Below are 24,939 nucleotides of genomic sequence, written 5' to 3'. Positions count from 1 at the left end.
CGTCCGACCTGCGGTCGAACACTTACAACGTTACGTGCATCATACCCAGATGTCCGGTTATGAACCGTAACGTCGATGTCTCGCAGCGTAATCGCGCAGCGCCCGCAGGAAGTCCACCCTGCGGAAGTCGGGCCAGTAGGCCTCGTGGAAGTAGAACTCGGAATGAGCGCTCTGCCAGAGCATGAAGCCCGACAGGCGCTGCTCGCCCGAGGTCCGGATGAGGAGGTCCGGGTCGGGTTGGCCGCGAGTGTAAAGATGCTCCGCGATGTGCTCGACATCGAGTACCTCGACGAGGTCCTCGATGCTGGCACCCTTGCTGGCATGCTCCTGGAGGAGTGAGCGCACCGCATCGGCAATCTCACGTCTTCCTCCATACCCAACTGCAACGTTCACAATCAGGCCCGGACGGTGTGATGTAACTTCTTTTGCATTTTTCAGGACATTGGCAGTTCTGTCCGGCAGCAGGTCGAGCGCCCCTACCGGACTTATCCGCCAGCCCGCGTCCACCAGCTCCTGCGTCACGTCCTCGATGATGCGCAGGAGCGGCTCCAGCTCCTCGCGGGGCCGGTTCAGGTTGTCGTTGGAGAGCATCCAGACCGTGACGACCTCGACCCCGGTCTCGTGGCACCAGGTGAGCAGCTCGGAGATCTTGTCGGCCCCCTTGCGGTGCCCGCTGGCCACGTCGCGCATGCCCATGGCACGCGCCCAGCGGCGGTTGCCGTCGATGATGACCCCGACATGCCGGGGCACACTGTCCTTGGACAGCTTGGTCTCCAAGCGGTGCTCGTACACCCGGTAGACCAGGTCGCGCAGGCCCACGGAGTCCTCCCCAGCGGTGCTGTGCCTCGGGTCGAATGACCTAACAGGCAATTATCACCGGGTTTAGCCCCTGCCCGCCCCCTCAATGTGATTCCTGCCGAGATCTTCGACCGGATTGCGGGCCAGGTTGCGGCCCCCCAGACACCCCTCGGCCTCGTCGACCAGCTCCCGTACGAACGATGCCAGCTCCGCCGAGGTGAGCACCGCCCGCATGCCCACGCCGCCCGCGCCCCACGCCTCGACGAAGGCCCGCCGCGTCAGCCGCCACGTGCCCGGACGCTCCCGTCCGGGCACCCACATCGGGATCGTCCGCAGCTGGCAGCGCAGCTCGCCACCGCCGACGGTGCCCGACCGGGTGCGATAGCGGAACGAGAACAGCTCACTGTCGGGCGCCTCGTCGGGGAACCTGTCGTCGGGGTCGGACCAGCGCCGCGCCTCTCCGCGCCCCTGCCGCGCCTCGTCGACGCCGCGCGCCACCCGCGCGAGCACCCACCCGCACCGCTCACCCACCGTTCCGTACGGCGTGCCGTCGCGACGGAGCTCCAGAGTGATCTCGTACGGGGCGCCGACGCTGTCCGTGCACGCGACGGGCGTGACGGTCAGGAAAGATCCGTCGACGCAACGAAGTCCGCCCACCACACAAGGGTTTCCCCCCGAAAGTCAGCTAAACCCGTAGAAACGCGCCGCCGTGCCGCCGAGGACGAGGCTCCGGTCCGTGCCACTGAGCAGGGCGGACGTGACCTGCCAGACCGTCTGGTAGTCGGCCGCGAGCAGCGCGACGGGCCAGTCGCTGCCGGCCATCAGGCGTTCGGGCCCGAACGTCTCGACCGCGTACTCGACGTAGGGCCGCAGGTCCTCCACCGTCCAGTCCGCGTGGTCGGCCTCGGTGACGAGCCCCGACACCTTGGCGTACACGTTGGGGCAGGCGGCGGCGCGGGCCAGCCCGGAGGCCCACGGCTCCCACACGTGGTCCTTGATGGACGGCTTCGACAGGTGGTCGATGACGATCCGCAGGGTGGGATGACGCTCGGCGACGGTGACCACGTGGTCGAGGTGACGGGGCAGCAGCGAGACGACGTCGAAGGTCAGGCCGGCCTCCGCGAGCAGCCCGAGTGACTCCAGCACGGTGTCCTGGACCACCCAGTCGGGGTCGGGCTCGTCGTGGATGAGATGACGGATCCCCGAGAAGCGCGGATGTCCGCGGTAGCGCTCCAGAGCCTCGCCGGCCTCGTCGGGACGGGTCAGCGGCACCCAGCCGACGACCCCGGCGATGAAGTCGTGCGCGTCGGCCAGGGCCAGCAGGCCGTCGGTCTCCTGGTAGGAGTCGGCCGCCTGCACCAGCACCGTGGCCTCGACCCCGGCCGCCGCGAGCTCGGGCGCCAGATCCTCCGGGCGATAGGTCCGGTAGAGCACTCCGGCCTCGGGAGTGAGCCAGGGATAGGAACCGGTTTCGAGGTCCCAGAAGTGCTGGTGCGCGTCCACGATCATGCACCGAACCTAGGATGTCCGGCCACGTCAGAGCAAGGGACCCCAGCCGTGCTCGCGCCAGCCCGGGGGCTGGTGCCACTCGGTCCAGCCGTGGCCCACCCGCCCGTCGTCGGTCACGAACCGGCACATCGACCTGGAGAACCGGGCCAGGGCCCCGTCCGGTGAGGTCAGCTCCACAGGGGCGTCGGCCAGCGGCTCGACGGTCGTGCCCAGGCCGGGGAAGGCCAGCCGGGCGGTGCTCGGCCGGTCGCCCGCGAACTCGGTGGCCGCGGAGAACCCCTCGACGTGCTCGACCTGTCCGCCGGGCGGCACGGTGAACGCCGGCCAGGGCAGCGCGACCCCGACGTTGGCCTGCATGCCGTGCAGGTACGTCCCGTCCTCCAGCCGGCCGCTGCTCCACAGCCAGGAGACCGACCACCAGTCGCGCACGCCCCAGGAGTGGTCACGCTGCCCGTGGCCGGCGAAGGGTCGGCCGTCGACGGTGCCGCTCACCCGGCAAGGGATCTCGTAGCGCGACGTGAGCGCGTAGCCGTAGACACCGCCGGCGGTCCGCCACTCCAGGTCGAGCCGGAGGTCGTCGGCGGCGAGCGTGAGACGGACCGCCTCCATGGGCTCGACGGTCCGCTGGGTGGCGGTGTGGCCGTCGCCGCTGACGTCCAGGTCGGCGCCGGTCGGGAGCTTGGCGTCGTGGTCGACGACCATGTGCCGCCGGCCGTCCGTACCGACCAGACAGGCCCAGTACCAGGCGCGGTTCCAGTTGGGGTAGAGGCCGAGCCGGACGTAACCGCCCAGCTCGCCGTCCTCGGAGACGAAGTCGAAGTAGTAGGACTCGTTCCACAGGAGTTCGGGGCCCGGCTCGTGCGGCGCCTCGTCCCCCGGCCCGAGTGCACCGCCGCCCAGGTCGACGATCCGCATCCCGCCTCCCGTCCAAGCGCTTGGTTGAAGTACGAGCACACCGTACCTTGGCCCCGGACAGAACGGGATCAACCGGTACGGCTCGTCGCGTCGAGCCGTACCGGACAGGATCAGGACAGGCGGTCGAGCAGGGCGTTGTACTCGTTCCACAGCTCCTTGGGCAGGTGGGAGCCGAACGTCTCGAAGTGGTCCGGGATCAGCGCCGCCTCCTCGCGCCACACCTCGCGGTCGACGGAGAGCAGCGTGCGCAGGTCCTCCTCGGGCAGGTCGAGACCCTCGGTGTCGAGCGTCTCGGGCAGCAGGCCGATCGGCGTGGGCACGGCCTTGGCCTCGCCGTTGAGGCGCTCCACGATCCACTTGAGCACGCGGCTGTTCTCGCCGAAACCCGGCCAGATGTAGCGGCCGTCGGCGCTCTTGCGGAACCAGTTGACGTAGTAGATGCGCGGCAGCCGGGCACCCTCGCGACGGCCGATCTTCAGCCAGTGGGCGAAGTAGTCGCCCATGTTGTAGCCGCAGAACGGCAGCATCGCGAACGGATCGTGACGCAGCTCGCCCACCTTGCCCTCGGCGGCGGCGGTCTTCTCGGAGGCGACGTTGGCTCCGAGGAAGACGCCGTGCTCCCAGCTCAGTGACTCGGTCACGAGCGGCACCGCGGTGGCGCGGCGACCGCCGAACAGGATCGCCGAGATGGGCACGCCCTTGGGGTCCTGCCATTCGGGTGCGATCGTCGGGCACTGCGACGCCGGCGTGGTGAACCGGGCGTTCGGGTGGGCCGCGGGCTCATCGCTGTCAGGCGTCCAGGAACGCCCCTTCCAGCCGGTGAGGTGCGCGGGAACCTCGTCGGTGAGGCCCTCCCACCACACGTCGCCGTCGTCGGTGAGCGCGACGTTGGTGAAGATGCTGTTGCCCCAGAGCGTCTGGACCGCGTTGGCGTTGGTGGTCTGGCCGGTGCCCGGCGCGACGCCGAAGAAGCCGGCCTCCGGGTTGATGGCGTAGAGCCGGCCGTCGTCGCCGAACCTCATCCAGGCGATGTCGTCGCCCACGGTCTCGACCTTCCAGCCGGGGATGGTCGGCTGGAGCATGGCGAGGTTGGTCTTGCCGCACGCGCTGGGGAAGGCGGCGGCGATGTAGCGCGTCTCCCCCGACGGCGGCGTGAGCTTGAGGATGAGCATGTGCTCGGCCAGCCAGCCCTCGTCACGGGCCATGGTGCTGGCGATGCGCAGCGCGTAGCACTTCTTGCCCAGCAGCGCGTTGCCGCCGTAGCCGGACCCGTAGGACCAGATCTCGCGGGTCTCCGGGAAGTGGCTGATGTACTTGGTGGAGCTGCACGGCCACGGGACGTCGTCCTGCCCGTCCTCGAGCGGCGCGCCGACGCTGTGCACACAGCGCACGAAGTCGCCGCGCTCCTCGATCAGACGCAGCGCCCGCTCCCCCATGCGGGTCATGATCCGCATGGACACCGCGACGTAGGCGGAGTCGGTGATCTCCACACCGAGCTGCGAGATCTCACCGCCCAGCGGGCCCATGGAGAACGGCACGACGTACATCGTGCGACCGCGCATGCAGCCCTTGAAGAGCTTGCCGAACGTGTCGCGCATCTCCGCGGGCGGGATCCAGTTGTTGGTCGGGCCCGCGTCCTGCTCGCGCTCGGAGCAGATGAAGGTACGGTCCTCGACCCGGGCCACGTCGCTCGGGTCGGACTTGGCGTAGAAGCTGTTGGGCCGCTTCGCCAGACGCGTCATGGTGCCCTGCTCGACGAGCAGGTTGGTCAGACGCGTCCACTCCTCCTCCGAGCCGTCGCACCATTCGATCCGGTCGGGTTGGGTCAGGGCGGCTATCTCGCTCACCCACGCGACCAATTCGCCATTGCTGGTCGGGGCTGGTACTTCCACGGAAAGGGACACGACTCCGGCTCCTCCACACTTCTCAGGGCCCCGCCATCATTAACGACGAGACCGCGCGAAAGCCAATTGGCATAGACCTGTTCGCGCGAGCTCCGTCGCAGGCAGCGGCCTTGACGATTGGGGGAGCCTACCCAGGCGGAAGCGTTTTAAAAGAATTCGTCAGAGCAGTGGTTTAGGCCAATCTATTTGGTCTAAACCAATTCGCTGAGAGGTATAAACCAGTGCCCGGACGATTCGCGCTGCGTGCCCTCAGGATCGGACGTCCGGCCCGGCGGAGCGAACTCGGTCGACGTGCTGCAGCGCGTCGCGCAATTCGGCCAGCCAGGTGTCGGTGTTCTTGCCGACCAGCCGCACGCACCAGGCGAGCGCGTCACTGCGGCTGCGGGCCACCCCGGCGGCCACGAGCGTGTCGAGGACCTGCCGTTCGGTCTGGCGCAGCCGGGTCATCACCGGCACCGACAGTGTGGTGAACGTCACGGTCTGGTCGCCGCAGACGACGCCCCACGACACCTTCTGCCGGAATGCGCGCTCGGCCTCCTTGGCGATCTCGATCCGCCGCTCGCGGGTCTCCTCCCGGAACCTCCGGATCAGCCCGTCGACGAGAGCGGCCCGCTCGGCCTCGGGCAGGTCGCCGGGCGGCTCGGGCAGCGTGCCGAACACCGCGATCTCCTCGCGGTCCCTGACGATCTCCGGCGGCCCGGTGAACCAGCCCTCGGGCAGGCGCCCGGTGAACCAGCCTCGGATCTGCGCGGTGATCTCGTCGCTCTCCATGTAATCAGAATTACACAGTTGCGCCGGAAAAGCACGTACGGCACCCGCACAGGTACGGAACTCTTACGGTTACCTGACCCCGGACGCCACGGCAGGGCTCACCCGCACCACGCCGGCCAGGTTGCGGGTGTTGACCGGCACCAGCTTGACCACGTCACCGGTGCGCGGCGCGTGCAGCATCTTGCCGCCGCCCCAGAAGATCGCCACGTGCGAGATGTACGCGGGGTTGGTCGGGTCGTTGCGCCAGAAGAGCAGGTCGCCCGGCTGCGCCTGCGAGAGCGGCACCTGCGGCCCCGTCACCCACTGCTGGTGCGTCACCCGGGGCATCCGCACGCCGGCCTGCTTGTAGGCCCACTGCACCAGCCCCGAGCAGTCGAACGTGTCGGGCCCCTCGGCGCCCCACACGTAGGGCCGGCCGAGTTTGGAGACCGCCGCCCGCAGCGCCACCGTCAGTTGCTCGCCCGACATGAACGAACCCGCGGCCCAGGCGCGCGGCTGGGTCTGGGCCGGGGGCAGCACCGGGTTGACCATGGCCACCTGAGAGCCCTTGGGCAGCAGCTTCAGCAGGCTCCTGCGCAGCTTGGCCGAGTCGGTCCTGGGGGCGCTGACGATCAGCGCGTTGTCCTTCGGCAGGCCGAGTGAGCGGCCCGTGTCACGGGAGACCACCGCGTCGACCGCGCCGAAGCCGGTCGTGGCGTAGGCGCCGATGCGCAGCGGCCCGGCGGGGCCGGACACCCGGCTGTGCAGCGCGAGACCTCCGTCGCTGCCGAGCACGAACGAGACCGCGACGTCGCCCGCGGCCACGTTGTTCCACAGGGGGTCGGAGGAGGCCGTCACCTTGGGGGTGTAGGCCCGGAAGGTCGAGGGGTCGACCGCGAGCGTCTGGACGCGCTTGCCGTCGAGCATGATCGAGGCGGCGTCGGCCAGCTCCAGAGCCCGCACACCGCGCAGCCGCGCCACCCGCTTCAGCATCCGCGTGGTGAACGGTTTGCGGGTCACCACGAACAGGTGGGGCTTGCGCAGCGTGCCCAGCGGCTTGACCGGCTGCCTGGTCTTGACCTCGGCGACCGGCGTCTGCCGGGAGTCCGGCCGGGCGCGCACGGCCTCGGTCGCCACCGGCCGGCCGGGCTGCACGAGTAACAGCAGGTCGGCGGTCAGCACCGCGACCAGCGTGACCACGATGAACGGAACCAGCCGCCGGTGGTCACGCCGTTTGCGGGAGCGGACCAGAAAGCTCAGGTCGCCGCGGATGCCGGAACCATGCGAAAAATCCGCCGGGCCAGCGTGGACCCGGCGGTTGGTGTCATCGGGTGTCAGTTGCCGATGTACGGCACAGCCTCGAGGATCTCGACTGTGTTCTGACGGCCGTTGGGCATGCTGTAGGTCGCCTTCTCACCGATCTTCTTGCCGTTGATCGCCGCCCCGAGGGGAGACTTGGGCGAGTATACGTCGATCGGTGCTCCGCTCTCCTCGCGGGAGGCGAGCAGGAAGGTCACCTCGTCGTCGTCACCGACGAACCGGATCGTCACGGTCATGCCGGGCCCGACGACGCCTTCGGCCTTGGGCGCCTCTCCCACCTGGGCGTTGTCGATGATCTGCCGGAGATGGAAGATGCGGGCCTCCATCTTGCCCTGCTCGTCCTTGGCCGCGTGATAGCCGCCGTTCTCCTTCAGGTCACCTTCCTCGCGGGCGGCCTCGATCTTCTTGGCGATGTCGACGCGCCCGGGGCCCGAAAGATACTCGTACTCCGCCTTCAGGCGGTCGTACGCCTCTTGCGTCAGCCATGTGACGTTCTCATCGCGAGAGTCGGCCACGGGTTCTCCTTGCTGCCTAGGGGGCCCTGGATCACTTGAGGTAGCGTGCGGTTTAATTGCGAAAGGCTAACAAGTCAGCCGCGCGAACGCTTCCCCAAACGTCTCATCATACGAGATTGCAGTACTGGATGTGGACGGAAGTCGCCTGCACGCTGGTGCTGACCCGCTCCGTGAGACGTTTGATACCCTCACCAGCCGGAATTTTTACTTCCTTGCTGCCCACTTCGGCGTGGTTGACGTCCAGCGCCCTGATCCGGCAGACCGCGGCACGCTCGGTCGGCTTGCTGACGTCGAAGGTGATCTCGGCCTGAGTGGGGCCTTCCACGGTGAACGTCACGACCTGCGAGCCCGCACCGGTGCTGCTGCCGGTCATCGACCACATCACGTAGCCCCATCCACCTGCGATGATGGCCACCAGCACGCCGATCACGACGTGCACGACGAGACGACCACCTCGCCTGGGACGGTCCGGGAAGTCGTCGGGTGTGCCGAGAACGGGCCCGTTCTCGACATCTCTGGTGACCATGGCGGAATCTCCCTGCACTCCCTCAGCGTTATCCGAGACAATTGTCGCCCGCGGGGGTCACGCCCTCGCGACCGCCCAGCAGAAACTAGCCTGTCCGGGCTAGTGATAGGTCCTGACAGAGGAGACATCGAGCCCGTGAGCGCACCGCTGAGGCTGATGGCCGTCCACGCGCACCCCGACGACGAGTCGAGCAAGGGCGCCGCGACGATGGCGCGCTACGTCCGCGAGGGCGTGGAGGTGCTGGTCTGCACACTGACGGGCGGAGAGCGCGGGTCCGTGCTCAACCCCAAGATGGACCGCCCCGAGATCGTGGCGAACATCGGCGAGGTTCGCCGGGCCGAGATGGACCGCGCGCGCGAGATCCTGGGCGTCCGGCAGAGGTTCATGGGCTTCATGGACTCCGGGCTCCCGGAGAACGACGACGAGGAGCTGCCCGAGGGCTGCTTCGCGGTGCAGCCGCTGGAGGTCGCCTCGGCGCCGCTCGTGGCCGCGGTGCGTGAGTTCAGGCCGCACGTCGTCATGACGTACGACGACGACGGCGGCTACCCCCATCCCGACCACATCATGACCAACAGGGTGTCGGTGGAGGCGTTCGAGGCCGCCGGCGACCCCGACCGCTACCCGGGCGCCGGCGACCCGTGGCAGCCGCTGAAGCTCTACTACCAGATGGGCTTCACCAAGGAGCGGTTCGAGGCGCTGCACGAGGCGATGACCACGCGCGGCATGGGCTCCCCCTACTCCGACTGGATCTCCCGCTGGGAGGACCGCCCGGCCAAGTGGCCGGTGACCACCCGGGTGCCGTGCGGCGACTACTTCGAGATCCGCGACCAGGCGCTGCTGGCCCACGCCACCCAGGTCGACCCCGACGGCTTCTGGTTCGTCTGCCCGCGCGAGCTGCAGCAGGAGATCTGGCCGACCGAGGACTACCATCTGGCGCGCTCGCTGGTCGACACCGGGCTGCCCGAGGACGACCTGTTCGCCGGCATCCACGCCGAGGAGGTCTCGGCCGCCTGCCACTGACCCGACCACGACCCCTTGGTGGCAGACTGAAGGGGTGACAGTTCTAGCAGCTGGTGATGTCAGTCCGGGCCTGCTCGGCTTCACCGTCGTCGCCCTCATCGGGGTGGCCCTGTACTTCCTGATCAAGTCGATGAACAAGCAGATGTCGAAGATCAAGGTTCCCCGCGGGGCCGACAAGGACGACACGAAAGCCGAATAGATGCCGATCGAAGTAGTCGACAACGCAGCCGAAAGCCGCTTCGAGATTCTCGTGGACGGCAAGGTCGCCGGGTTCGCCGATTATCTCCTCCTGCCCACCAAGATCGTTTTCACCCACACCGAGGTGCGGTCCGAGTACGAAGGACAGGGCCTGGCGAGCAGGCTGATCAAGCACGCGCTCGACGTGAGCCGCGACACCGGCCTCACCGTCGTGCCGCAGTGCCCCTACGTCACGCGGCTCATCGAGCGCAACCCCGAGTACAAAGACCTGCTCGACGCCTCAGTCACGGGGTGACCAGGCGCGCTCCAGCGCCTTCGGCAGCCCCCACCAGCCGAGCGGGGTCAGCACGTCGTCCGGGTCGACGACGCCGAGATAGCCCCAGAGCGTCACCACCGGCGCGAACAGGCTCTCGGTCGCGGCCACGTCGTCGATGTCCAGCGCGACGTCCTGCTCGTCGACGTCGATGTCCTCCGACTCGGCGATGAGCCGGGCGATCCGCTCGGGCGAGGCGAGCACTCCCGGCCCGAGCCTGGCCAGCGCCGCCACCGCGGCCAGCCAGTCGGCGTGCTGGATGGCGCAGATGTGGGCCAGCACGGTGTCCTCGTGCCGCGGCTCGCCTTCGAGGTCGGTCCACTCCTCCAGCGTGTCGTCCTCCTCCGACAGATCGGAGATCGGCGCGGCGATGCCGGCGACCACGGCGAGCCAGAGCGCGCGGTCGTCGTCGGGCATCGGGCTCTCCTCGAACCCCGCGCAGGCCCGCAGCACGTTGGCCGGATAGCCGGGCAGGCTCAGCAGCGCCCGCAGGCGCGCGCCGGCCCGGTCCAGCTCCGCGGCGGGCGGCTCGGGCGGCTCGGGCAGCTCGCCCATGATCCGCCGCAGCTCCTCCAGGGCCAGCGCCTCCTCCTCGCCCCAGGCGGCGAACAGCTCCTCGTCCTGCTCGTCGTTGACCGCGAACCCGGGCACCCGGCCGTCGGGCAGCGGCCTGCTCAGCCACTCCTCCTGCATCTCCTCGTACGCCCGCCGGGCCGCCTGGTCACCGCGGACCAGCGCGTCAGGGTCGACCTCGCCGGCCTGGACGCGAGCCTCCAGGTAGTGGACCAGCTTGGCGAACATCTCGGTCGACACCGGCCCGCGCTCGTCCTCCTCGGGCCAGATGAAGTAGCCGGGCGTCATGAGGATCGGCTCGCTGCCGGTCGACTCGATCCAGCGCTGCACGTCGCCGACCGTGGCGACGCCCGACTCGATCGAGTTGAGGATCGTCCTGGCCGACTCCCAGAACACCACGGACAGCGGATTGCCCGCCGCCATCATCGCGCGCCGCAGCTCGGGCAGCCCCACCAGCGCCATCCCGGACGGCACGTCGAGCAGGGCCCGCGCCACGTCTCTCCTGGTGAGGGCGGAGGCGCGCCGGCCCGCGTGCGTGCAGACGAAATCCAGGTCCACTCTCCGTAACCTACGCCTCCGCGCCCGTCCCCACACCTGCCAGGCCCGCGACGCGGCCATCGTCCGCTCCGGAGGACACCGGCCGGGCGGTCTAGGGTGAAGACAGGAGGTCCTGATGAACCGGTTGAAGGACGCGACGAGCCCCTACCTGCAGCAGCACGCGGACAACCCTGTCGACTGGCACCCATGGGGCGGGGAGGCGTTCGCCGAGGCACGGTCGCGGGACGTGCCGTTGCTGATCAGCGTTGGCTACTCGGCGTGCCACTGGTGTCACGTGATGGCACACGAGAGCTTCGAGGACACCGAGACCGCGCGGCTGATGAACGAGCACTTCGTCAACGTGAAGGTCGACCGTGAGGAGCGGCCCGACGTCGACGCCGTCTACATGAACGCCACCCAGGCCATGACCCAGCAGGGCGGGTGGCCGATGACGGTGTTCGCCACGCCCGAGGGGCACCCGTTCTACTGCGGCACCTACTTCCCGCGTCCACAGTTCCAGCGGCTGCTCGCCGGGGTGCACGACGCGTGGAGCCACGACCGGGAGGCCGTGCTGGCGCAGGGCTCGAAGATCGTCGAGGCGCTCAACAGGTCCACCGCGCTGCCGACGGGGCCGCTGCCCACCGCGGAGACGCTGGAGCGGGCCGTACGAAATCTGCGTGAGTCGTTCGATCCGGAGCGCGGCGGGTTCGGCGGCGCGCCCAAGTTCCCGCCGTCGATGGCGCTGGAGTTCCTGTTGCGGTCCGGCGAGCGGGAGATGAGCGGCGCGACCCTGGAGGCGATGGCCCGCGGCGGGCTGTACGACCAGCTCGGCGGCGGCTTCGCGCGCTACAGCGTCGACGCCGCGTGGGTGGTGCCGCACTTCGAGAAGATGCTCTACGACAACGCCCTGCTGCTGCGCGTCTACACGCACTGGTGGAAGGCGACCGGCGACCCGCTGGCCCGCAGGGTCGCGCTGGAGACCGCCGAGTGGATGCTGCGCGAGCTGGGCACCGCCGAGGGCGGCTTCGCGTCGGCGCTCGACGCCGACAGCGAGGGCGAGGAGGGCAGGTTCTACGTCTGGAGCCCCGAGGATCTCCGCGAGGTGCTGGGGCCCGCCGACGCGGCCTGGGCGGAGCAGGTGTTCGAGGTCACCGGCACGTTCGAGCACGGCACGTCGGTGCTGCAGCTGCCTCGTGACCCGGACGATGTCGGCCGGTGCGGCTCCGTCCGCGCCCGGTTGCTCGCCGCCAGGGCCCGGCGCGTCCGCCCGGCGCGCGACGACAAGGTGGTGGCCTCCTGGAACGGCCTGGCCATCGCCGCCCTGGCCGAGACCGGCATGGTGTTCGACCGGCCCGACCTGGTCGAGGCGGCCTCGTCGGCCGCCGCGCTGATCGAGGACGTGCACCTGGCGGACGGCCGGCTGCTGCGCACCTCGCGCGACGGCCGCGCGGGCGCCAACGCCGGAGTGCTCGACGACTACGCCAACGTGGCCGAGGGGCTGGTCGCGCTCTACGGCGTGACCGGCGACACGCGCTGGTTCCGGCTGGCCGGCGCGCTGCTCGACGTCGTGCTCGACCGGTTCGCCGACGCCGCGGGCGGGTTCTACGACACGGCGGACGACGCCGAGCGGCTGTTCCAGCGGCCGCAGGACCCCACCGACAACGCCACGCCCTCGGGCCAGTACGCCGCCGCCGGGGCGCTGCTGTCCTATGCGGCGCTGAGCGGCTCCACGCGGCATCGTGACGCGGCCCATGCGGCGCTGGGCACGGTGTCGGTGCTGGCCGGGAAGCACGCGCGGTTCGCCGGTTGGGGGCTGGCCGTGGCGCGGGCGGCGCTCGACGGGCCGGTCGAGGTGGCGGTGGTGGGCCCGCCCGGCGACCCGCGCACCCGCGCCCTGCACCGCGAGGCGCTGCTGGCCGACGTCCCCGGGCTGGTCGTGGCGCCCGGTCCGGGCACCGACGACGAGTCGCGTCCGGCCCTGCTGGACGGGCGCGGGCCGATCGACGGCGCTCCGGCGGCCTACATGTGCAGGGGTTTCACCTGCCGGCTGCCCGTGACCAGCCCCGAGGCGCTACGCGCGCAGCTCGCCGAGCGCTGACGTGGTCATCCCCAGCCGATCCGGCATCGGCCGTGGTCGACGCGGCCCCTGACCTGGTGACGTGCGGGAAAACGGGCTCATTCGTCCGGGGATCTGCCGAGCCCCTGGTCGGGGCCGAACGTGGGCGGGCCCTCAGGCTGCTCCGTGGGCGGCCCGGACTCGTCCGGCACGCCGTTGTCCTCGGGCTCCTGCGTGACGGTCGGGTCGTTGGCGGGCGGCTCGGTGAACTCGGGTTCGGGGCTGCCCCAGTCGTCCGGCTCGCGGGTCTCCCGCTCGTCGGGGACGCTCCGCTCCCAGTCGGGCGTGGAGTAGCCGTAGCCCAGTTCGGAGGGTTCGGGGAAGTCCACGACCGGCTTGCCGGCCATCGCCTCGGTCATGAACGCCCGCCAGATCTGGGCCGGTAGCTGGCCGCCGAACTGCACGCCGTAGCCGGGGATCGTGACGGTCTTGTTGTCGTCGCGGAACATGTCGACCGCGACGGCCAGCTGCGGGGTGAAGCCGTTGAACCAGACCGACACGGAATCGTCCGTGGTGCCCGTCTTGCCGGCCACCGGCCGGTCGTAGAGCCTGGCCGCGGTGCCGGTGCCGTACTTCACCACCTGCTGCATCGCGTACGTGGTGTCGGCCGCGGCCTGCTCGCCGACCACCTTGGTGGCGACCGGCTTGATCACGTTCTTGACACCGTCGGCGTCCTTCACCGACTTGACGACGTGCGCCTCCATGTGGATGCCGCCGTTGGCGAAGGCGGAGAAGCCGGAGGCGTTCTGCACCGCGCTCACCGAGGCCACGCCGAGCGGGAACGCGGCGGCCGCCTGATGCTGCCGGAGCTGGTCCGCCGGGATGCCCGCCGACTTGACGGTGGCGGCCACCTTGTCCAGGCCGACCTTCTGGCCGAGGTCGACGAACGCGGTGTTGACGGAGTTCTGCGTGGCGGTGACCAGGTTGATCTGGCCGTAGGAGCGCCCGCTGTCGTTGGGGATCGGGTGGTCGGGATCGGAGGCGACGCGCATCGGGGAGTTGCCGTTGACCCGCGTGGACAGGCCGAACCCGTTGTCGAGCGCCGTGGCCAGCGTGTAGGGCTTGAACGTGGACCCGGCCGGCACCTTGGCGGAGAAGGCGTTGTCGTAGTCGGAGCGCCGGGGGTCGCCGCCGTAGAAGGCGACGACCTCGCCGGTGGCCGGATCGACGGCGGCGAGCCCGGTGCGCACCTTCTTGGGCGTGGACTCGGGCACCGCCTCCCTGACCGCGCGTTCGGCCGCGTCCATCAGCTTCCGGTCGAAGGTGGTGACGACCCGGAGGCCACCGCCGTTGATGTCCTCGTCGGAGTAGCCGCGCCGGTTGAGCTCGGCGGTCACCTGGTCGAGCATGTACTGGGCCTGGCCCTTGAGCACGAACGGCTTCTTCGGCGCCTTCAGGTCGGGGAACCGCTGCGCCGCGACCTGTTCGGCGTCGAGCGCGCCGGTCTCGCCCATGGCCGCGACCACCGCCCGCCAGCGGCCCTGCGCGGCGGCCAGGTCGTCGCCCTCGGGGTCGGCGAAGCGGCTCGGCTGCTGGATGACCGTGGCCAGATAGGCGCCCTCGGCCACGGTCAGCTTGCCGACGTCCTTGCCGAAGTAGGCCTGGGCGGCTGCCTGGATGCCGTTGGCGCCACGACCGAAGTAGATGGTGTTGAGGTACTGCTCCAGCACCCAGTCCTTGGGCTTGGACTGGTCGACCTTGATCGAGATCATGATCTCTTTGAACTTGCGGGTGACGGACCGCTCCTGGCTGAGCCCGCTGTAGTAGTTGCGGACCAGCTGCTGGGTGATCGTCGAGCCGCCCTGGAGCTGCTGCCCGGTGAGCGTGGACCACAGGGCCCGGCTGGTGCCCTTCACCGAGACGCCGCTGTCCTGGTAGAAGGAGCGGTTCTCGGCGGCGATCACCGCGTCGCGCACGTGCTCGGGCACCTTGGCCAGCTCGACGTTGCGGCGGTCGACGCCCTGCCTGGCGAGCACCGTCTTGCCGTCGCGGTAGTAGATGATCGACCCCTGGGCCGTGGCCTGCTCCTGAGTGCTGTCGGGGATCGGGGTCATCGCCCACGCGATGCCGAACAGGGCGAGTGCCCCCACGATCGCCAGCCCACAAGCAATCAGCAGCCGCCGGAGGACGCGCCGCTTCCGCATGCCTTCTCCACCACCACTCCGCACCGCGCCAAACCCCCGTCAGCTGGGCGAATGTCAAGGGTAAACGACTGATATCGGTGCCTCGGCCTTTCCGACGATGCTACGTCGAACGAGAGCCGTGCCGGGGGACATCGGCGACCAACGGCAGCACTCGGTATGGAACCGGCGTGTCGAGCGCGATGACCGACGACGTCCTGAGCACGCCCTTGACGTCCACGATCCGGTCGATGACCCGTTGCAGGTCGGCGTTGGTCCGCGCGACCACCCGGCAGAGCAGATCGCCCCCTCCCGTGATCGTGTGGGCCTCCAGCACCTCGGGGATGCGCGCCAGCCCGTCGGACACCGGCTCGTGCCCGGCCACCTGCCTGATCTCCAGCGTGATGAACGCCGTCACGTCGTAGCCGAGCGCCACCGGCGAGACGTCGGGGCCGAACCCGGTGATCACCTCCCTGGCGACCAGCCGGTCGAGCCTGGCCTGGACGGTGCCGCGGGCCACGCCGAGCCGGCGCGAGCACTCGAGCACGCCCAGCCGGGGCTCGGCGGCCAGCAGCGCGATCAGGCGGGCGTCCAGGTCGTCAATCGTCATGGTGTACAGATTCTCCGGGTTCGACGGGCTGATACTGGACAAATTGTGCACCATTTGAAGTAACTCTTGCACAACTCGTCCAGGTATTACGAGAGTGAGCGGTATGAGTGATGTCTTTCCGGTCAACGGCATGGACGCCGTCGTCTTCGCCGTGGGCAACGCCAAGCAGACGGCCCACTACTACTCCACCGCGTTCGGCATGCGGCTGGTGGCCTACCGCGGCCCGGAGACCGGCAGCCGCGACGAGGTCGGCTACGTGCTCACCTCGGGCCGCGCCAGGTTCGAGTTCAGGGCCTCGGTCCGGCCCGGCACCGAACTGGCCCGGCACGTGGCCGAGCACGGCGACGGCGTGATCGACCTGGCCATCGAGGTGCCCGACGTGGAGGGCGCCTACCGGCACGCCGTGGCGCAGGGGGCTCGCGGGCTCGCGGAGCCGTACACGCTGGAGGACGAGCACGGCAAGGTGGTGCTGGCGGCGATCGCCACCTACGGCGAGACGCGGCACACGCTCGTCGACAGGTCCAACTACAGCGGCGCCTACCTGCCCGGCTACCAGCCGGCCGAGCCGCTCGTCGCCCCGCCGGCCACCAGGAACGGCCGGCTGTTCCAGGCCGTCGACCACTGCGTGGGCAACGTCGAGCTGGGCAAGATGGACGAGTGGGTGGAGTTCTACCAGAAGGTCATGGGCTTCACGAACATGGCCGAGTTCGTCGGCGACGACATCGCCACCGAATACTCGGCGCTGATGTCCAAGGTCGTGGCCGACGGCACCCGCAAGGTCAAGTTCCCGCTCAACGAGCCGGCCGTCAGCCGCAAGAAGTCGCAGATCGACGAGTATCTCGAGTTCTACGGCGGACCCGGCGTGCAGCACATCGCGCTGGCCACCAACGACATCCTGACCACGGTCGACCTCATGCGCGAGGCGGGGGTGCGGTTCCTGGACACGCCCGACTCGTACTACGACGATCCCGAGCTACGGGCCCGCATCGGCGAGGTACGCGCGCCGATCGAGGAGCTGAAGAAGCGCGGCATCCTGGTCGACCGGGACGAGGACGGCTACCTGCTGCAGATCTTCACCAAGCCGGTGCAGGACAGGCCGACCGTGTTCTTCGAGCTCATCGAGCGGCACGGCTCACTCGGGTTCGGCAAGGGCAACTTCAAGGCGTTGTTCGAGGCCATCGAGCGCGAGCAGGAGCGCAGAGGCAATCTCTGATCGCCGGACGACCCTCACCCCTCCCCTACGCAGCGTAAACTGCCGACCACGCTACGGAGGGGAGTCGGGGCCATGGGGTTCAACCGCTATGCGGGCATGCCGGTGATCGCGTTGCTGAGCGTGCTGGCCTGCTCGCCCGGCAACGGGGCCGCCGCGCATCCCACCCCGTCCCCACCTCCGGGGGCGGGGGCGGCGGGCATCGGCGACGCCGCCTTCCCGCTGGACGGCAACGGCGGCTACGACGTGGCCCACTACAACCTGGCGATCGGCTACACACCCGCCACCAGGCTCCTCGACGGGGTGGCGACGATCGACGCCAGGGCGGCCCAGTGGCTGTCGCGGTTCAATCTCGACCTTTCCGGGCTGAAGGTGCGCAAGGTCTCGGTCGACGGGGCCGCGGCGACGTTCACGCGCCAGGGCGACGAGCTCACCGTGGCGCCCGCCAAGCCGCTGGCCCCGGGCGCGGCGTTCAAGGTCCAGGTCTCCTACGCCGGGCGGCCGCAGCCGCTCAAGGACGCGGCCAACCTGGGCACGTTCGGCTTCATCCCGACGTCCGACGGCGCGTTCGTGGCCTGTGAGCCCAATGGCGCCAAGACCTGGTTCCCGGCCAACGACCACCCGGCCGACAAGGCCACCTTCGACTTCCAGATCACGGTGCCCAAGGGGCTGACCGCGCTGGCCAACGGCGAGCTGGCCGGCAAGCCGACGACCTCCGCGGGCCGCACCACGTTCCGGTGGCGCGAGGGCCACCCCATGACGACCTACCTCGCCACCGCGACGCTCGGCGACTTCGAGCTGCGCCAGGGCAGGACTCCCGGCGGCATCCCCAACGTGACCGCCGTCGACCCGGCCTACCGCGGCTCGCTCGACAGCCTCTACACCAACTCCAGCCGGATCACCGACCACTGGGCCAAGATCTTCGGTCCCTATCCGTTCTCCTCGACCGGCGGCGTGATCGACAACTTCGCGGCCGGCTACGCGCTCGAGAACCAGACCAAGCCGCTCTACGGCGGGTTCCACCCCGACGACGGCATCATCGCCCACGAGCTGGCCCACCAGTGGTTCGGCAACAGCGTCAGCATCAAGCGCTGGAAGGACCTGTGGCTCAACGAGGGCTTCGCCACCTACGCCGAGTGGCTCTGGTGGGACCACACGGGCAAGAGCACCACCGAGGCCACCTTCCGGCGCAACCTCGCCCGGCCGGCCGGCGACCGGATCTGGAGCTACCCTCCCGGCGAGGCCCGGCCCCGCAACCTGTTCAACGAGTCGGTCTACACCAGGGGCGGCATGACGCTGCACGCCCTGCGCAAGGAGATCGGCGACCGGACGTTCTTCGAACTGCTGAAGACCTGGACCGAGCAGCACAAGTACGGCAACGCCACCACCCCGGAGTTCATCGCGCTGGCCCAGCAGCTGTCCGGCAAGGATCTGCGGTCGCTGTTCGACGTCTGGCTCTTCCAGCCCCACAAGCCCGCCTGGCCCACCTGACCCTCTAATGTGACCCCCATGCCCAAGATCCTCGTGGTGCTGGCGGTCGCCATCCTCCTGACGGGCTGCGCCACCTCCGAGGCGCTGCCCAGCGGCACGAGCAAGCGGTGGCAGCAGGAGCACGTGGCGGCCGCCTGCCTGAAGGCCCGGGGCATCCAGCAGATCCCGTGGGCGCCCGACATGCCCACGCCGACGGCCGAGCAGCTCAGGCGCCGCCAGGGCGACTACACCGCGCTGCGCGCCTACCGCGACCGCTACGGCCACGGCGTCTTCGCCACGGTGCTCTACCCGGAGGTGCCGAGCGCCGACGGCTCCGACACCTGGCTCGACGACGGCTTCGTCTCGACGCTGTCCGAGCCGCATTCCGCCTGCTACGTCGAGGCCGTCAAGCAGGTCCTGGGCCGCGAGGTCACCGACGTCCCGCACTTCCGGCGGCAGTACACGAGGGCGGTCCAACGCGCCCGGCAACGCGAGCTCGACACCGATCCGCGCCTGGTCGAGCTGGCCCGCGGCTACGGCGCCTGCCTGGCCGGCCGGGGCTACCCGGTCGGCTCGGCGGTGCCCAGCACGATCGCGACGCTCGAACGCGACCGTTTCTCCACGATGCTGCGCGACAACGCGGGCCTCACCCCGGAGCAGGCGGAGCCCTTCCTGCACGAGGAGATCGCCTCGGCCCTCGACGATCTCGAGTGCGGCAGAGAGTTCTTCCGTGTCTACAACCCACGGCACGCGGCGTTGTCGGAGCGGGTCGCCGCCGAATGGGGGGTGGCCCAGTAGGTCTCCCCCGCCAGGATCAGCGCCGCCGCCCCCACCAGCCCGGCCTCCTGGCCGAGCGCCGCGGGCACGACCCGGACCCGCCGGGCGAAGTCCATCGGGGCGTGCTCGCGCAGCGCCTCCTCCAGCGGCCCGAACAACGGCTTCCCCGCCTGGGACAGCCCACCGCCGACGGTGACCAGCTCAAGGTCGCACAGGTGGGTGGCCGACGCGATCGCGACGCCCAGCGCGCGTCCGGCCCGGCGCATCGCCGCCAGGGCCACCTCGTCGCCGGCCAGCGCGTCGGCCGCCAGCGCCCGCCCGGTCACCACCCGATCCTCTCGGTACGCCTCGTCGTCGCCCTCCGGCACACCCCGGCCGGGACGCCAGCCCTGCGCCACCGCCCACGCGGTCAGCCCGGGCCCCCGGGCGACCGCCTCCAGGCAGCCCCGGCCGCCGCAGCCACAGGGCGGCCCGCCGTCCGGCTCGACCACCACGTGACCGATGTGCCCGGCGTTGCCCGTGCCGCCGTCGATCAACCGGCCGCCCAGGATCAGCCCGCCGCCCACCCCGGTGGACACGACCATGCCCAGCATGTCGCGGCTGCCCCGGCCGGCGCCCCGCCAGTGCTCGGCCACGGCCAGGCAGACGGCGTCGTTGTGGACGCGTACGGGCAGGCCGGGGAACCGTCCGGCCAGCCGGGCCCGCAACGGGAAGGCCCGCCAGGCCGGGATGTTGAGCGGGGAGACCTCGCCGCGCGGCCAGACCATCGGCCCGCCGCAGCCCACCCCCACCCCGTCGACCGCCCCGGAAAAGGGCTCGACGAGAGCGGCCAGCGTCTCCCACAGCGTCTCGGCGTCGGTGTCCTGCGGGGTCGCCACGCGTGCCGAGGCGGCCACCGCCCCGTCGGGCCCCACCAGGCCGGCGGCCAGCTTGGTGCCGCCGACGTCGATCGCGAGGATCACTCGCCGCCCGCCGCGCCCGAGGAGAAGACCAGCACCGACGCGGTGAACCCGTGGACGTGGTTGTGGCCGGAGACCGGGCCCACCTCGCCGGCGGCGAAGAAGCCGGCCATGCCGACCGGGCCGAGCGTGTCGCGCAGCGCCACCGGATCATGGTCGGCGGTGCCGAACATCGCCGAGCCCCGGCCGTTGCACGAGAACAGCAGCGCACCGTCGACCCGGCCCAGCTCCTCGCGGTGGGCGTCGAGCATGTCGTAGAGGTCCTCGTCGGCGGTGGCCGCGTCGCGCACCTGGAAGCGGACGGTCCTGCCGACCTCGACGACGTCGCCGATGGCCACCGCCTCCCGCTCGGGGTCGATGCCGATGACCCCTCTGATCAGGAAGTCGCCGCGTTCGTGGCGATCGGCGTACTCGTCCATCGCCAGGCCGATCTGCAGCCCGGAGGCGACCAGCTCGCGGTCGTCCTCGTCGAGGTCGCTGACGATGTCCTCCAGCCGGGCCAGGGCGGGCTGCCCGGCCAGCTCCAGCAGGAGGTTCTCCTCGGCGCCGGTGACGACCATGGTGGGCCCGATGGGCCGGCATCCCTGGCTGACCACCGTGCTGACCCGGATGTCGCCGCTCAGCAGCACGCCGATGGCGCCCTCGGTGTAGACCTCGCCGTCGGCGAAGAGGCGGACCGAGCCCCGGCCCTGCAGGCCGTTGGCCATGCCGCCGATCAACGGCAGGTCGCCCAGCACGTCGACCGAGCGCTCGACGAACGCGTCGGTCGGAAACGAGTAGGGGTCGGTCAGCAGGATCGCCACATGGTCGTCGGGGCTGCGCTCCGGCAGGCCCACCACGACGAACTTGTCCTCGGTCGTCAGCGTCTCCAGGGCGAACGTGGTCAGCCGGGCCTCTCCGAGGGTGGCCGCCCACGCGCTCACCGAGGGCGCCAGCTCGACCCCCTGCCCGTCGCCGATCACTCCCGTGGCGCTGCAGCCGATCACGTGCGCGTCGGGCGCGAGCCTCATCGCCCGCTCACCCGCCCTGGCCACGTCGTCGGGGTCGTCGCCGCAGATGAAGAAACAGACCAGGTCCGCCTGGTCACCGAGCCTCGACAGGGCCTGGCCGACAGCCCGTTCGGCCACCTCGGCCAGGTCGGCGCCCACGGCGAGGCCGTCTGCGAAGCGGCTCGTCATCAGGGCCACGCTTCCCGCCTCCCTCGACACGTCTTAGTTCCCTCGGCCCGATTCTCCCCACTAAAGGAACAAGCACGCACATGTGCCGTGACTCAATTGTCAAGGTCCGAGATCTCCGCCAGATGCGAAAGTCCCTGCCGCTTTCGTTCTGGGGGACGTAGTCTCGATCCCGTGCATCAGCCTCTAAACCTCCGCGAGTTGCGAGAGAGCGGTCACGTTCATCGCACCGTGAAAGCAGAGGTCCGCGAAAACCTGCTGGCCAAGTTGCGAGCGGGTGAGCCCCGTTTTCCCGGCATCGTGGGCTTCGACGACACCGTCCTGCCCCATCTGGAGCGGGCCCTTCTGGCCGGGCACGACCTGGTCCTGCTCGGTGAGCGTGGTCAGGGCAAGACCCGGCTCATCCGTACGGTCACCGGTCTGCTCGACGAGTGGACCCCGGTGGTCGAGGGGTGTGAGATCAACGACCACCCCTACGCGCCCGTCTGCACGCGCTGTGTCACGCTGGCACGGGAGCTGGGCGACGAGCTGCCCGTGGCGTGGAAGCACCGCGACGAGCGCTACGGCGAGAAGCTCGCCACGCCCGACACCTCCGTCGGCGACCTGATCGGCGACGTCGACCCGATCAAGATCGCCGAAGGCCGCCGGCTCGGCGACCCGGAGACGGTCCACTACGGGCTGGTGCCGCGCACCAACCGCGGCGTGTTCTCCGTCAACGAGCTGCCCGACCTGGCCGAGCGCATCCAGGTGTCGCTGCTCAACGTGCTGGAGGAGCGCGACCTCCAGGTGCGCGGCTACAACCTGCGGCTGCCGCTCGACCTGCTGCTCATCGCCAGCGCCAACCCCGAGGACTACACCAACCGCGGCCGCATCATCACGCCGCTGAAGGACCGCTTCGGCGCGGAGGTCCGCACCCACTACCCGCTGACCGTCGACGACGAGCTCAAGCTGATCCGCCAGGAGTCGGTGCCGGACATCGGGGCCGACGTCCCCGAGCATCTGGTCGAGGTGATCGCCCGGTTCACCCGGCTGGTCCGCGAGTCCACCTCCGTCGACGCGCGGTCGGGCGTCTCGGCGCGGTTCTCGATCGCGGCGGCCGAGACCGCCTCGGCCTCGGCCGTGCGCAGGGCGGCGATCACCGGCGAGGAGCGGGCCGTCACGCGGGTGTGCGACCTGGCCAACGTCGTCCACAGCCTGCGCGGCAAAGTGGAGTTCGAGGTCAGCGAGGAGGGCAGGGAGACCGAGATCCTGGCCCACCTGCTCCGCCGGGCCACGGCCGAGACGTTCCGGAGCCGGCTGGGCGGGGTGGAGCTGTCGCCGCTGACCGACAAGTTCTCCGAGGGCAACCAGGTGGAGTCGGGCGAGCTGGTCGCGGCCGGCGAGCTGCTGCACCGCATCGGTCCGGTGGACGGCCTTTCCAAGATCATGTCCAAGCTGGGCATGGGCGCGGGCGAGGAGTCACCCGGTCACGCCGCGGCCGCCCTGGAGTTCGCGCTGGAGGGCCTCTACCTCATGCGCCGCCTGTCCAAGGACGACCTCGACGGCGTCACCGTCTACCGCACGTGAGCGCCGCCTGGGGGGCGCGTGGCCGGGATTCCCGGGTTAGCGTGGATTCGTGATGGCCTACCGCTATGGCGAGTATTTCGACGGCCCTGACCCCCTTGCCGCGCCGTACGACGTGCGTGCGGCGCTCGACGAGATGGGCGACGCCATCCTGTCCGGCTCGACGCCCGTGCACGCGCTGCGCGACCTGCTCAAGCGCGGGCTGCCGGGCACGCAGGACCGCAAGGGCCTCGACGACATGCTCAGAGAGGTACGCCGCCGCCGCCGCGAGCTGCGCGAGCGCGGCCGGCTCGACGGCACCCTGGAGAAGGCGCGGGCGCTGCTCGACAAGGCCATCGGCCAGGAGCGCGCCGAGCTCTTCCCCGACCCCTCCGACGACGCCCGGCTGCGCGAGTCGGAGCTCGACGGGCTGCCCGACGACACCGCGAGCGCGATCCAGCAGCTGAGCTCCTACGAGTGGCGTTCGGCCGCCGCCCGGCAGACCTTCGAGGAGCTGCGCGACCTGCTGCGGCGCGAGGTGCTCGACAGTCAGTTCAAGGGGCTGCGCGACGCGCTGGCCCATCCGGATCCGGCCGCGATGGAACGGATCCGGCACATGATGTCGGATCTGAACGACATGCTGGACAGGGACGCCCGAGGCGAGCACACCCAGGCCGAATTCGACGCCTTTATGGCGAAATATGGTGACCTGTTCCCCGAGCGGCCGCGTACCCTCGACGAGCTCGTCGACCTGCTGGCCCGGCGAGCCGCGGCCACCCAGCGGATGCTCGCCTCGCTGACGCCACGCCAGCGCGAGGAGCTCGCCAACCTGATCAACCAGGCCCTCGACCAGGAGGGGCTGGCCGAGCAGATGCGCAGGCTCGGCGACGCCCTCCAGGCCCGCCGCCCCGACCTGGCCTGGAACTCCCCCGAGCGGCTGACCGGCGAGGAGCCGCTGGGCATGGGCGACTCCGTCACCGCGCTGGAGGAGCTGGCCGACCTCACCCAGCTGGAGGCGGCGCTGCGCCAGGACTACCCGGGCGCCCGGCTCGACGACATCGACGAGGCCGCGGTCCGCCGCGCCCTCGGCCGCTCGGCCGTCGACGATCTGGAGGCACTGCGGCGGATCGAGCGGGAGCTGGAGGAGCAGGGCTACCTCCTGCGCCGCCGCGGCAAGCTGGAGCTCACCCCCAAGGCCGTGCGGCGGCTCGGTGAGACGGCGCTGCGCCGGGTGTTCTCCTCGCTCGACGCCGGCCGCCGAGGCGATCACGACCAGCGCGACGCGGGCTCGGCCGGCGAGCTGACCGGGTCGTCACGGCCGTGGCGGTTCGGCGACGAGCAGCCCATCGACGTGGTGCGCACGCTGGTCAACGGGGTCCGCAACGGCGGCCTCCGCCACCGGCCCGGTGGCACGGCCGGTGGGGTGCGGCTGTCGGTGGACGACTTCGAGGTGGCCGAGACCGAGCGGCGCAGCGCGGCCGCCGTCTGCCTGCTGGTCGACCTGTCCTACTCGATGGCCCTGCGCGGCACCTGGGCCGCCGCCAAGCAGACGGCGCTGGCCCTGCAGGCGCTGGTGGCCGCCAAGTTCCCGCAGGACGCCGTACAGATCATCGGCTTCTCCAACTACGCGCGGGTGCTGCAGCCCGACGAGCTGGCCGGGCTCGACTGGGACATGGTCCAGGGCACCAACCTGCACCACGCCCTGCTGATCGCCGGGCGTCACCTCGACCGTCATCCCGACTTCGAGCCCGTGGTGCTGGTGGTGACCGACGGCGAGCCCACGGCCCATCTGATGCGCAACGGCCGTTCGGCGTTCGAGTGGCCCCCGTCGAGCGAGACGCTGGAGCTCACGCTGGCGGAGGTCGACAAGATGACGCGGCGGCGGGCGACGATCAACGTCTTCATGCTGGCGGCCGACGAGCGGCTGCAGGAGTTCGTGGACGAGCTCGCGCGCCGCAACGGCGGCCGGGTCTTCTCGCCCAGCGCCGACCGGCTGGGCGAATACGTGGTCAGCGACTTCCTGCGGCTGCGCCGCGCCCGCTAGAGGCTCCGGCGTCCGGGCCCAGGCGGCTGAGGCCCAGG

The 24,939-nt window shown here is 70.3% G+C and carries 23 protein-coding genes; 9 read left to right on the top strand and 14 right to left on the bottom strand.

Going from position 1 to position 24,939, the window contains the following annotated elements:
• Positions 1 to 57: 57 nt before the first annotated feature.
• The 9 genes from IEY82_RS12035 to IEY82_RS11995 all read right to left on the bottom strand — a co-directional run bounded on the left by IEY82_RS12035 (position 58) and on the right by IEY82_RS11995 (position 8,150).
• Positions 58 to 819 (bottom strand): isoprenyl transferase, encoded by a 762-nt coding sequence (locus IEY82_RS12035; protein ID WP_189124145.1) that lies wholly within the window; start codon positions 817 to 819, stop codon positions 58 to 60.
• 63 nt (positions 820 to 882) lie between these two features.
• Positions 883 to 1,455: a hypothetical protein gene (locus IEY82_RS12030; protein ID WP_189124144.1), complete on the bottom strand. Its 573-nt coding sequence runs from the start codon at positions 1,453 to 1,455 to the stop codon at positions 883 to 885.
• 24 nt (positions 1,456 to 1,479) lie between these two features.
• Complete coding sequence (locus IEY82_RS12025) at positions 1,480 to 2,307, bottom strand: amidohydrolase family protein (protein WP_189124143.1); 828 nt, start codon at positions 2,305 to 2,307, stop codon at positions 1,480 to 1,482.
• A gap of 27 nt (positions 2,308 to 2,334) precedes the next feature.
• Complete coding sequence (locus IEY82_RS12020) at positions 2,335 to 3,222, bottom strand: DUF7064 domain-containing protein (RefSeq protein WP_189124142.1); 888 nt, start codon at positions 3,220 to 3,222, stop codon at positions 2,335 to 2,337.
• 110 nt (positions 3,223 to 3,332) lie between these two features.
• Positions 3,333 to 5,126, bottom strand: coding sequence for a phosphoenolpyruvate carboxykinase (GTP) (locus IEY82_RS12015; RefSeq protein ID WP_189124141.1), 1,794 nt, complete (start codon positions 5,124 to 5,126; stop codon positions 3,333 to 3,335).
• A gap of 249 nt (positions 5,127 to 5,375) precedes the next feature.
• Positions 5,376 to 5,897, bottom strand: a complete 522-nt coding sequence (gene abmR, locus IEY82_RS12010) for an ATP-binding transcription factor AbmR (protein ID WP_189124140.1) — start codon at positions 5,895 to 5,897, stop codon at positions 5,376 to 5,378.
• 69 nt (positions 5,898 to 5,966) lie between these two features.
• A complete protein-coding gene (locus IEY82_RS12005; protein WP_225263044.1) occupies positions 5,967 to 7,076 on the bottom strand; it encodes a C40 family peptidase in 1,110 nt (369 codons plus the stop codon).
• A 134-nt stretch (positions 7,077 to 7,210) separates the two neighbouring features.
• Positions 7,211 to 7,711: a transcription elongation factor GreA gene (gene greA, locus IEY82_RS12000; RefSeq protein ID WP_189124139.1), complete on the bottom strand. Its 501-nt coding sequence runs from the start codon at positions 7,709 to 7,711 to the stop codon at positions 7,211 to 7,213.
• A 106-nt stretch (positions 7,712 to 7,817) separates the two neighbouring features.
• The gene (locus IEY82_RS11995) at positions 7,818 to 8,150 is read right to left on the bottom strand and encodes a DUF4307 domain-containing protein (protein WP_225263046.1); all 333 of its coding nucleotides are present in this window, start codon (positions 8,148 to 8,150) and stop codon (positions 7,818 to 7,820) included.
• Positions 8,151 to 8,372: 222 nt separating this feature from the next.
• Between IEY82_RS11995 and mca the strand changes: the two genes are divergently transcribed.
• Genes mca through IEY82_RS11980 form a run of 3 tightly spaced genes read left to right on the top strand, consistent with a single transcriptional unit; the run spans position 8,373 to position 9,750 of the window.
• A complete protein-coding gene (gene mca / locus IEY82_RS11990) occupies positions 8,373 to 9,257 on the top strand; it encodes a mycothiol conjugate amidase Mca (RefSeq protein ID WP_189124137.1) in 885 nt (294 codons plus the stop codon).
• A 34-nt stretch (positions 9,258 to 9,291) separates the two neighbouring features.
• Positions 9,292 to 9,456, top strand: a complete 165-nt coding sequence (locus IEY82_RS11985) for a hypothetical protein (RefSeq protein WP_189124136.1) — start codon at positions 9,292 to 9,294, stop codon at positions 9,454 to 9,456.
• Positions 9,457 to 9,750: a GNAT family N-acetyltransferase gene (locus tag IEY82_RS11980; RefSeq protein WP_189124135.1), complete on the top strand. Its 294-nt coding sequence runs from the start codon at positions 9,457 to 9,459 to the stop codon at positions 9,748 to 9,750. It abuts the gene before it with no gap.
• On the opposite strand, the gene IEY82_RS11975 is transcribed toward IEY82_RS11980, so the two are convergent.
• Positions 9,736 to 10,899, bottom strand: coding sequence for a hypothetical protein (locus tag IEY82_RS11975; RefSeq protein ID WP_189124134.1), 1,164 nt, complete (start codon positions 10,897 to 10,899; stop codon positions 9,736 to 9,738). The two genes, IEY82_RS11980 and IEY82_RS11975, sit on opposite strands and share 15 nt — an antisense overlap.
• Before the next feature lie 115 nt (positions 10,900 to 11,014).
• On the opposite strand from IEY82_RS11975, the gene IEY82_RS11970 reads away from it, so the two are divergent.
• Positions 11,015 to 12,976: a thioredoxin domain-containing protein gene (locus tag IEY82_RS11970; RefSeq protein ID WP_189124133.1), complete on the top strand. Its 1,962-nt coding sequence runs from the start codon at positions 11,015 to 11,017 to the stop codon at positions 12,974 to 12,976.
• Between the two features lie 77 nt (positions 12,977 to 13,053).
• Here the strand turns inward: IEY82_RS11970 and IEY82_RS11965 are convergent, their stop codons facing one another.
• Positions 13,054 to 15,138, bottom strand: a complete 2,085-nt coding sequence (locus IEY82_RS11965) for a transglycosylase domain-containing protein (RefSeq protein WP_189124132.1) — start codon at positions 15,136 to 15,138, stop codon at positions 13,054 to 13,056.
• Between the two features lie 100 nt (positions 15,139 to 15,238).
• Positions 15,239 to 15,724 (bottom strand): Lrp/AsnC family transcriptional regulator, encoded by a 486-nt coding sequence (locus tag IEY82_RS11960; RefSeq protein WP_189124131.1) that lies wholly within the window; start codon positions 15,722 to 15,724, stop codon positions 15,239 to 15,241.
• Positions 15,725 to 15,827: 103 nt separating this feature from the next.
• Between IEY82_RS11960 and hppD the strand changes: the two genes are divergently transcribed.
• The 3 genes from hppD (at position 15,828) to IEY82_RS11945 (ending at position 19,202) form a co-directional block, all read left to right on the top strand.
• Positions 15,828 to 16,937: a 4-hydroxyphenylpyruvate dioxygenase gene (hppD, locus tag IEY82_RS11955; protein ID WP_189124130.1), complete on the top strand. Its 1,110-nt coding sequence runs from the start codon at positions 15,828 to 15,830 to the stop codon at positions 16,935 to 16,937.
• Positions 16,938 to 17,009: 72 nt separating this feature from the next.
• Positions 17,010 to 18,425 (top strand): M1 family metallopeptidase, encoded by a 1,416-nt coding sequence (locus tag IEY82_RS11950; protein WP_225263048.1) that lies wholly within the window; start codon positions 17,010 to 17,012, stop codon positions 18,423 to 18,425.
• A gap of 18 nt (positions 18,426 to 18,443) precedes the next feature.
• Complete coding sequence (locus tag IEY82_RS11945; RefSeq protein WP_189124129.1) at positions 18,444 to 19,202, top strand: hypothetical protein; 759 nt, start codon at positions 18,444 to 18,446, stop codon at positions 19,200 to 19,202.
• Here IEY82_RS11945 and IEY82_RS11940 read toward each other — a convergent pair.
• Positions 19,139 to 20,143, bottom strand: coding sequence for an ROK family protein (locus tag IEY82_RS11940; protein WP_189124128.1), 1,005 nt, complete (start codon positions 20,141 to 20,143; stop codon positions 19,139 to 19,141). The genes IEY82_RS11945 and IEY82_RS11940 overlap by 64 nt on opposite strands.
• Positions 20,140 to 21,318 (bottom strand): FIST signal transduction protein, encoded by a 1,179-nt coding sequence (locus IEY82_RS11935; protein WP_189124127.1) that lies wholly within the window; start codon positions 21,316 to 21,318, stop codon positions 20,140 to 20,142. The genes IEY82_RS11940 and IEY82_RS11935 overlap by 4 nt, the downstream gene beginning before the upstream one ends.
• A gap of 171 nt (positions 21,319 to 21,489) precedes the next feature.
• Between IEY82_RS11935 and IEY82_RS11930 the strand changes: the two genes are divergently transcribed.
• Both IEY82_RS11930 and IEY82_RS11925 read left to right on the top strand, forming a co-directional pair.
• The gene (locus IEY82_RS11930) at positions 21,490 to 22,881 is read left to right on the top strand and encodes a sigma 54-interacting transcriptional regulator (protein ID WP_189124126.1); all 1,392 of its coding nucleotides are present in this window, start codon (positions 21,490 to 21,492) and stop codon (positions 22,879 to 22,881) included.
• 52 nt (positions 22,882 to 22,933) lie between these two features.
• Entirely contained in the window at positions 22,934 to 24,901 is a 1,968-nt protein-coding gene (locus tag IEY82_RS11925; protein WP_189124125.1) for a vWA domain-containing protein, read from the top strand.
• The last annotated feature ends 38 nt before the right edge of the window (positions 24,902 to 24,939 follow it).

The organism is Nonomuraea cavernae (genome assembly GCF_014646355.1).
GTDB classification, from domain to species: domain Bacteria; phylum Actinomycetota; class Actinomycetes; order Streptosporangiales; family Streptosporangiaceae; genus Nonomuraea; species Nonomuraea cavernae.
The sequence above is the reverse complement of the archived record's forward strand: the minus strand, read 5'-3'. Positions and strand labels throughout refer to the sequence as shown.

Bases quoted from the DNA above. Each gene is read 5' to 3' on its own strand.
- IEY82_RS11935 (WP_189124127.1), bottom strand. From the start codon at position 21,318: ATGACGAGCCGCTTCGCAGACGGCCTCGCCGTGGGCGCCGACCTGGCC.
- IEY82_RS11960 (WP_189124131.1), bottom strand. From the start codon at position 15,724: ATGACGATTGACGACCTGGACGCCCGCCTGATCGCGCTGCTGGCCGCC.
- IEY82_RS11945 (WP_189124129.1), top strand. From the start codon at position 18,444: ATGCCCAAGATCCTCGTGGTGCTGGCGGTCGCCATCCTCCTGACGGGC.
- IEY82_RS11980 (WP_189124135.1), top strand. From the start codon at position 9,457: ATGCCGATCGAAGTAGTCGACAACGCAGCCGAAAGCCGCTTCGAGATT.
- IEY82_RS11965 (WP_189124132.1), bottom strand. From the start codon at position 15,138: ATGCGGAAGCGGCGCGTCCTCCGGCGGCTGCTGATTGCTTGTGGGCTG.
- hppD (WP_189124130.1), top strand. From the start codon at position 15,828: ATGAGTGATGTCTTTCCGGTCAACGGCATGGACGCCGTCGTCTTCGCC.
- IEY82_RS12025 (WP_189124143.1), bottom strand. From the start codon at position 2,307: ATGATCGTGGACGCGCACCAGCACTTCTGGGACCTCGAAACCGGTTCC.
- IEY82_RS11950 (WP_225263048.1), top strand. From the start codon at position 17,010: ATGGGGTTCAACCGCTATGCGGGCATGCCGGTGATCGCGTTGCTGAGC.
- abmR (WP_189124140.1), bottom strand. From the start codon at position 5,897: ATGGAGAGCGACGAGATCACCGCGCAGATCCGAGGCTGGTTCACCGGG.
- IEY82_RS11970 (WP_189124133.1), top strand. From the start codon at position 11,015: ATGAACCGGTTGAAGGACGCGACGAGCCCCTACCTGCAGCAGCACGCG.
- IEY82_RS12020 (WP_189124142.1), bottom strand. From the start codon at position 3,222: ATGCGGATCGTCGACCTGGGCGGCGGTGCACTCGGGCCGGGGGACGAG.
- IEY82_RS11925 (WP_189124125.1), top strand. From the start codon at position 22,934: ATGGCCTACCGCTATGGCGAGTATTTCGACGGCCCTGACCCCCTTGCC.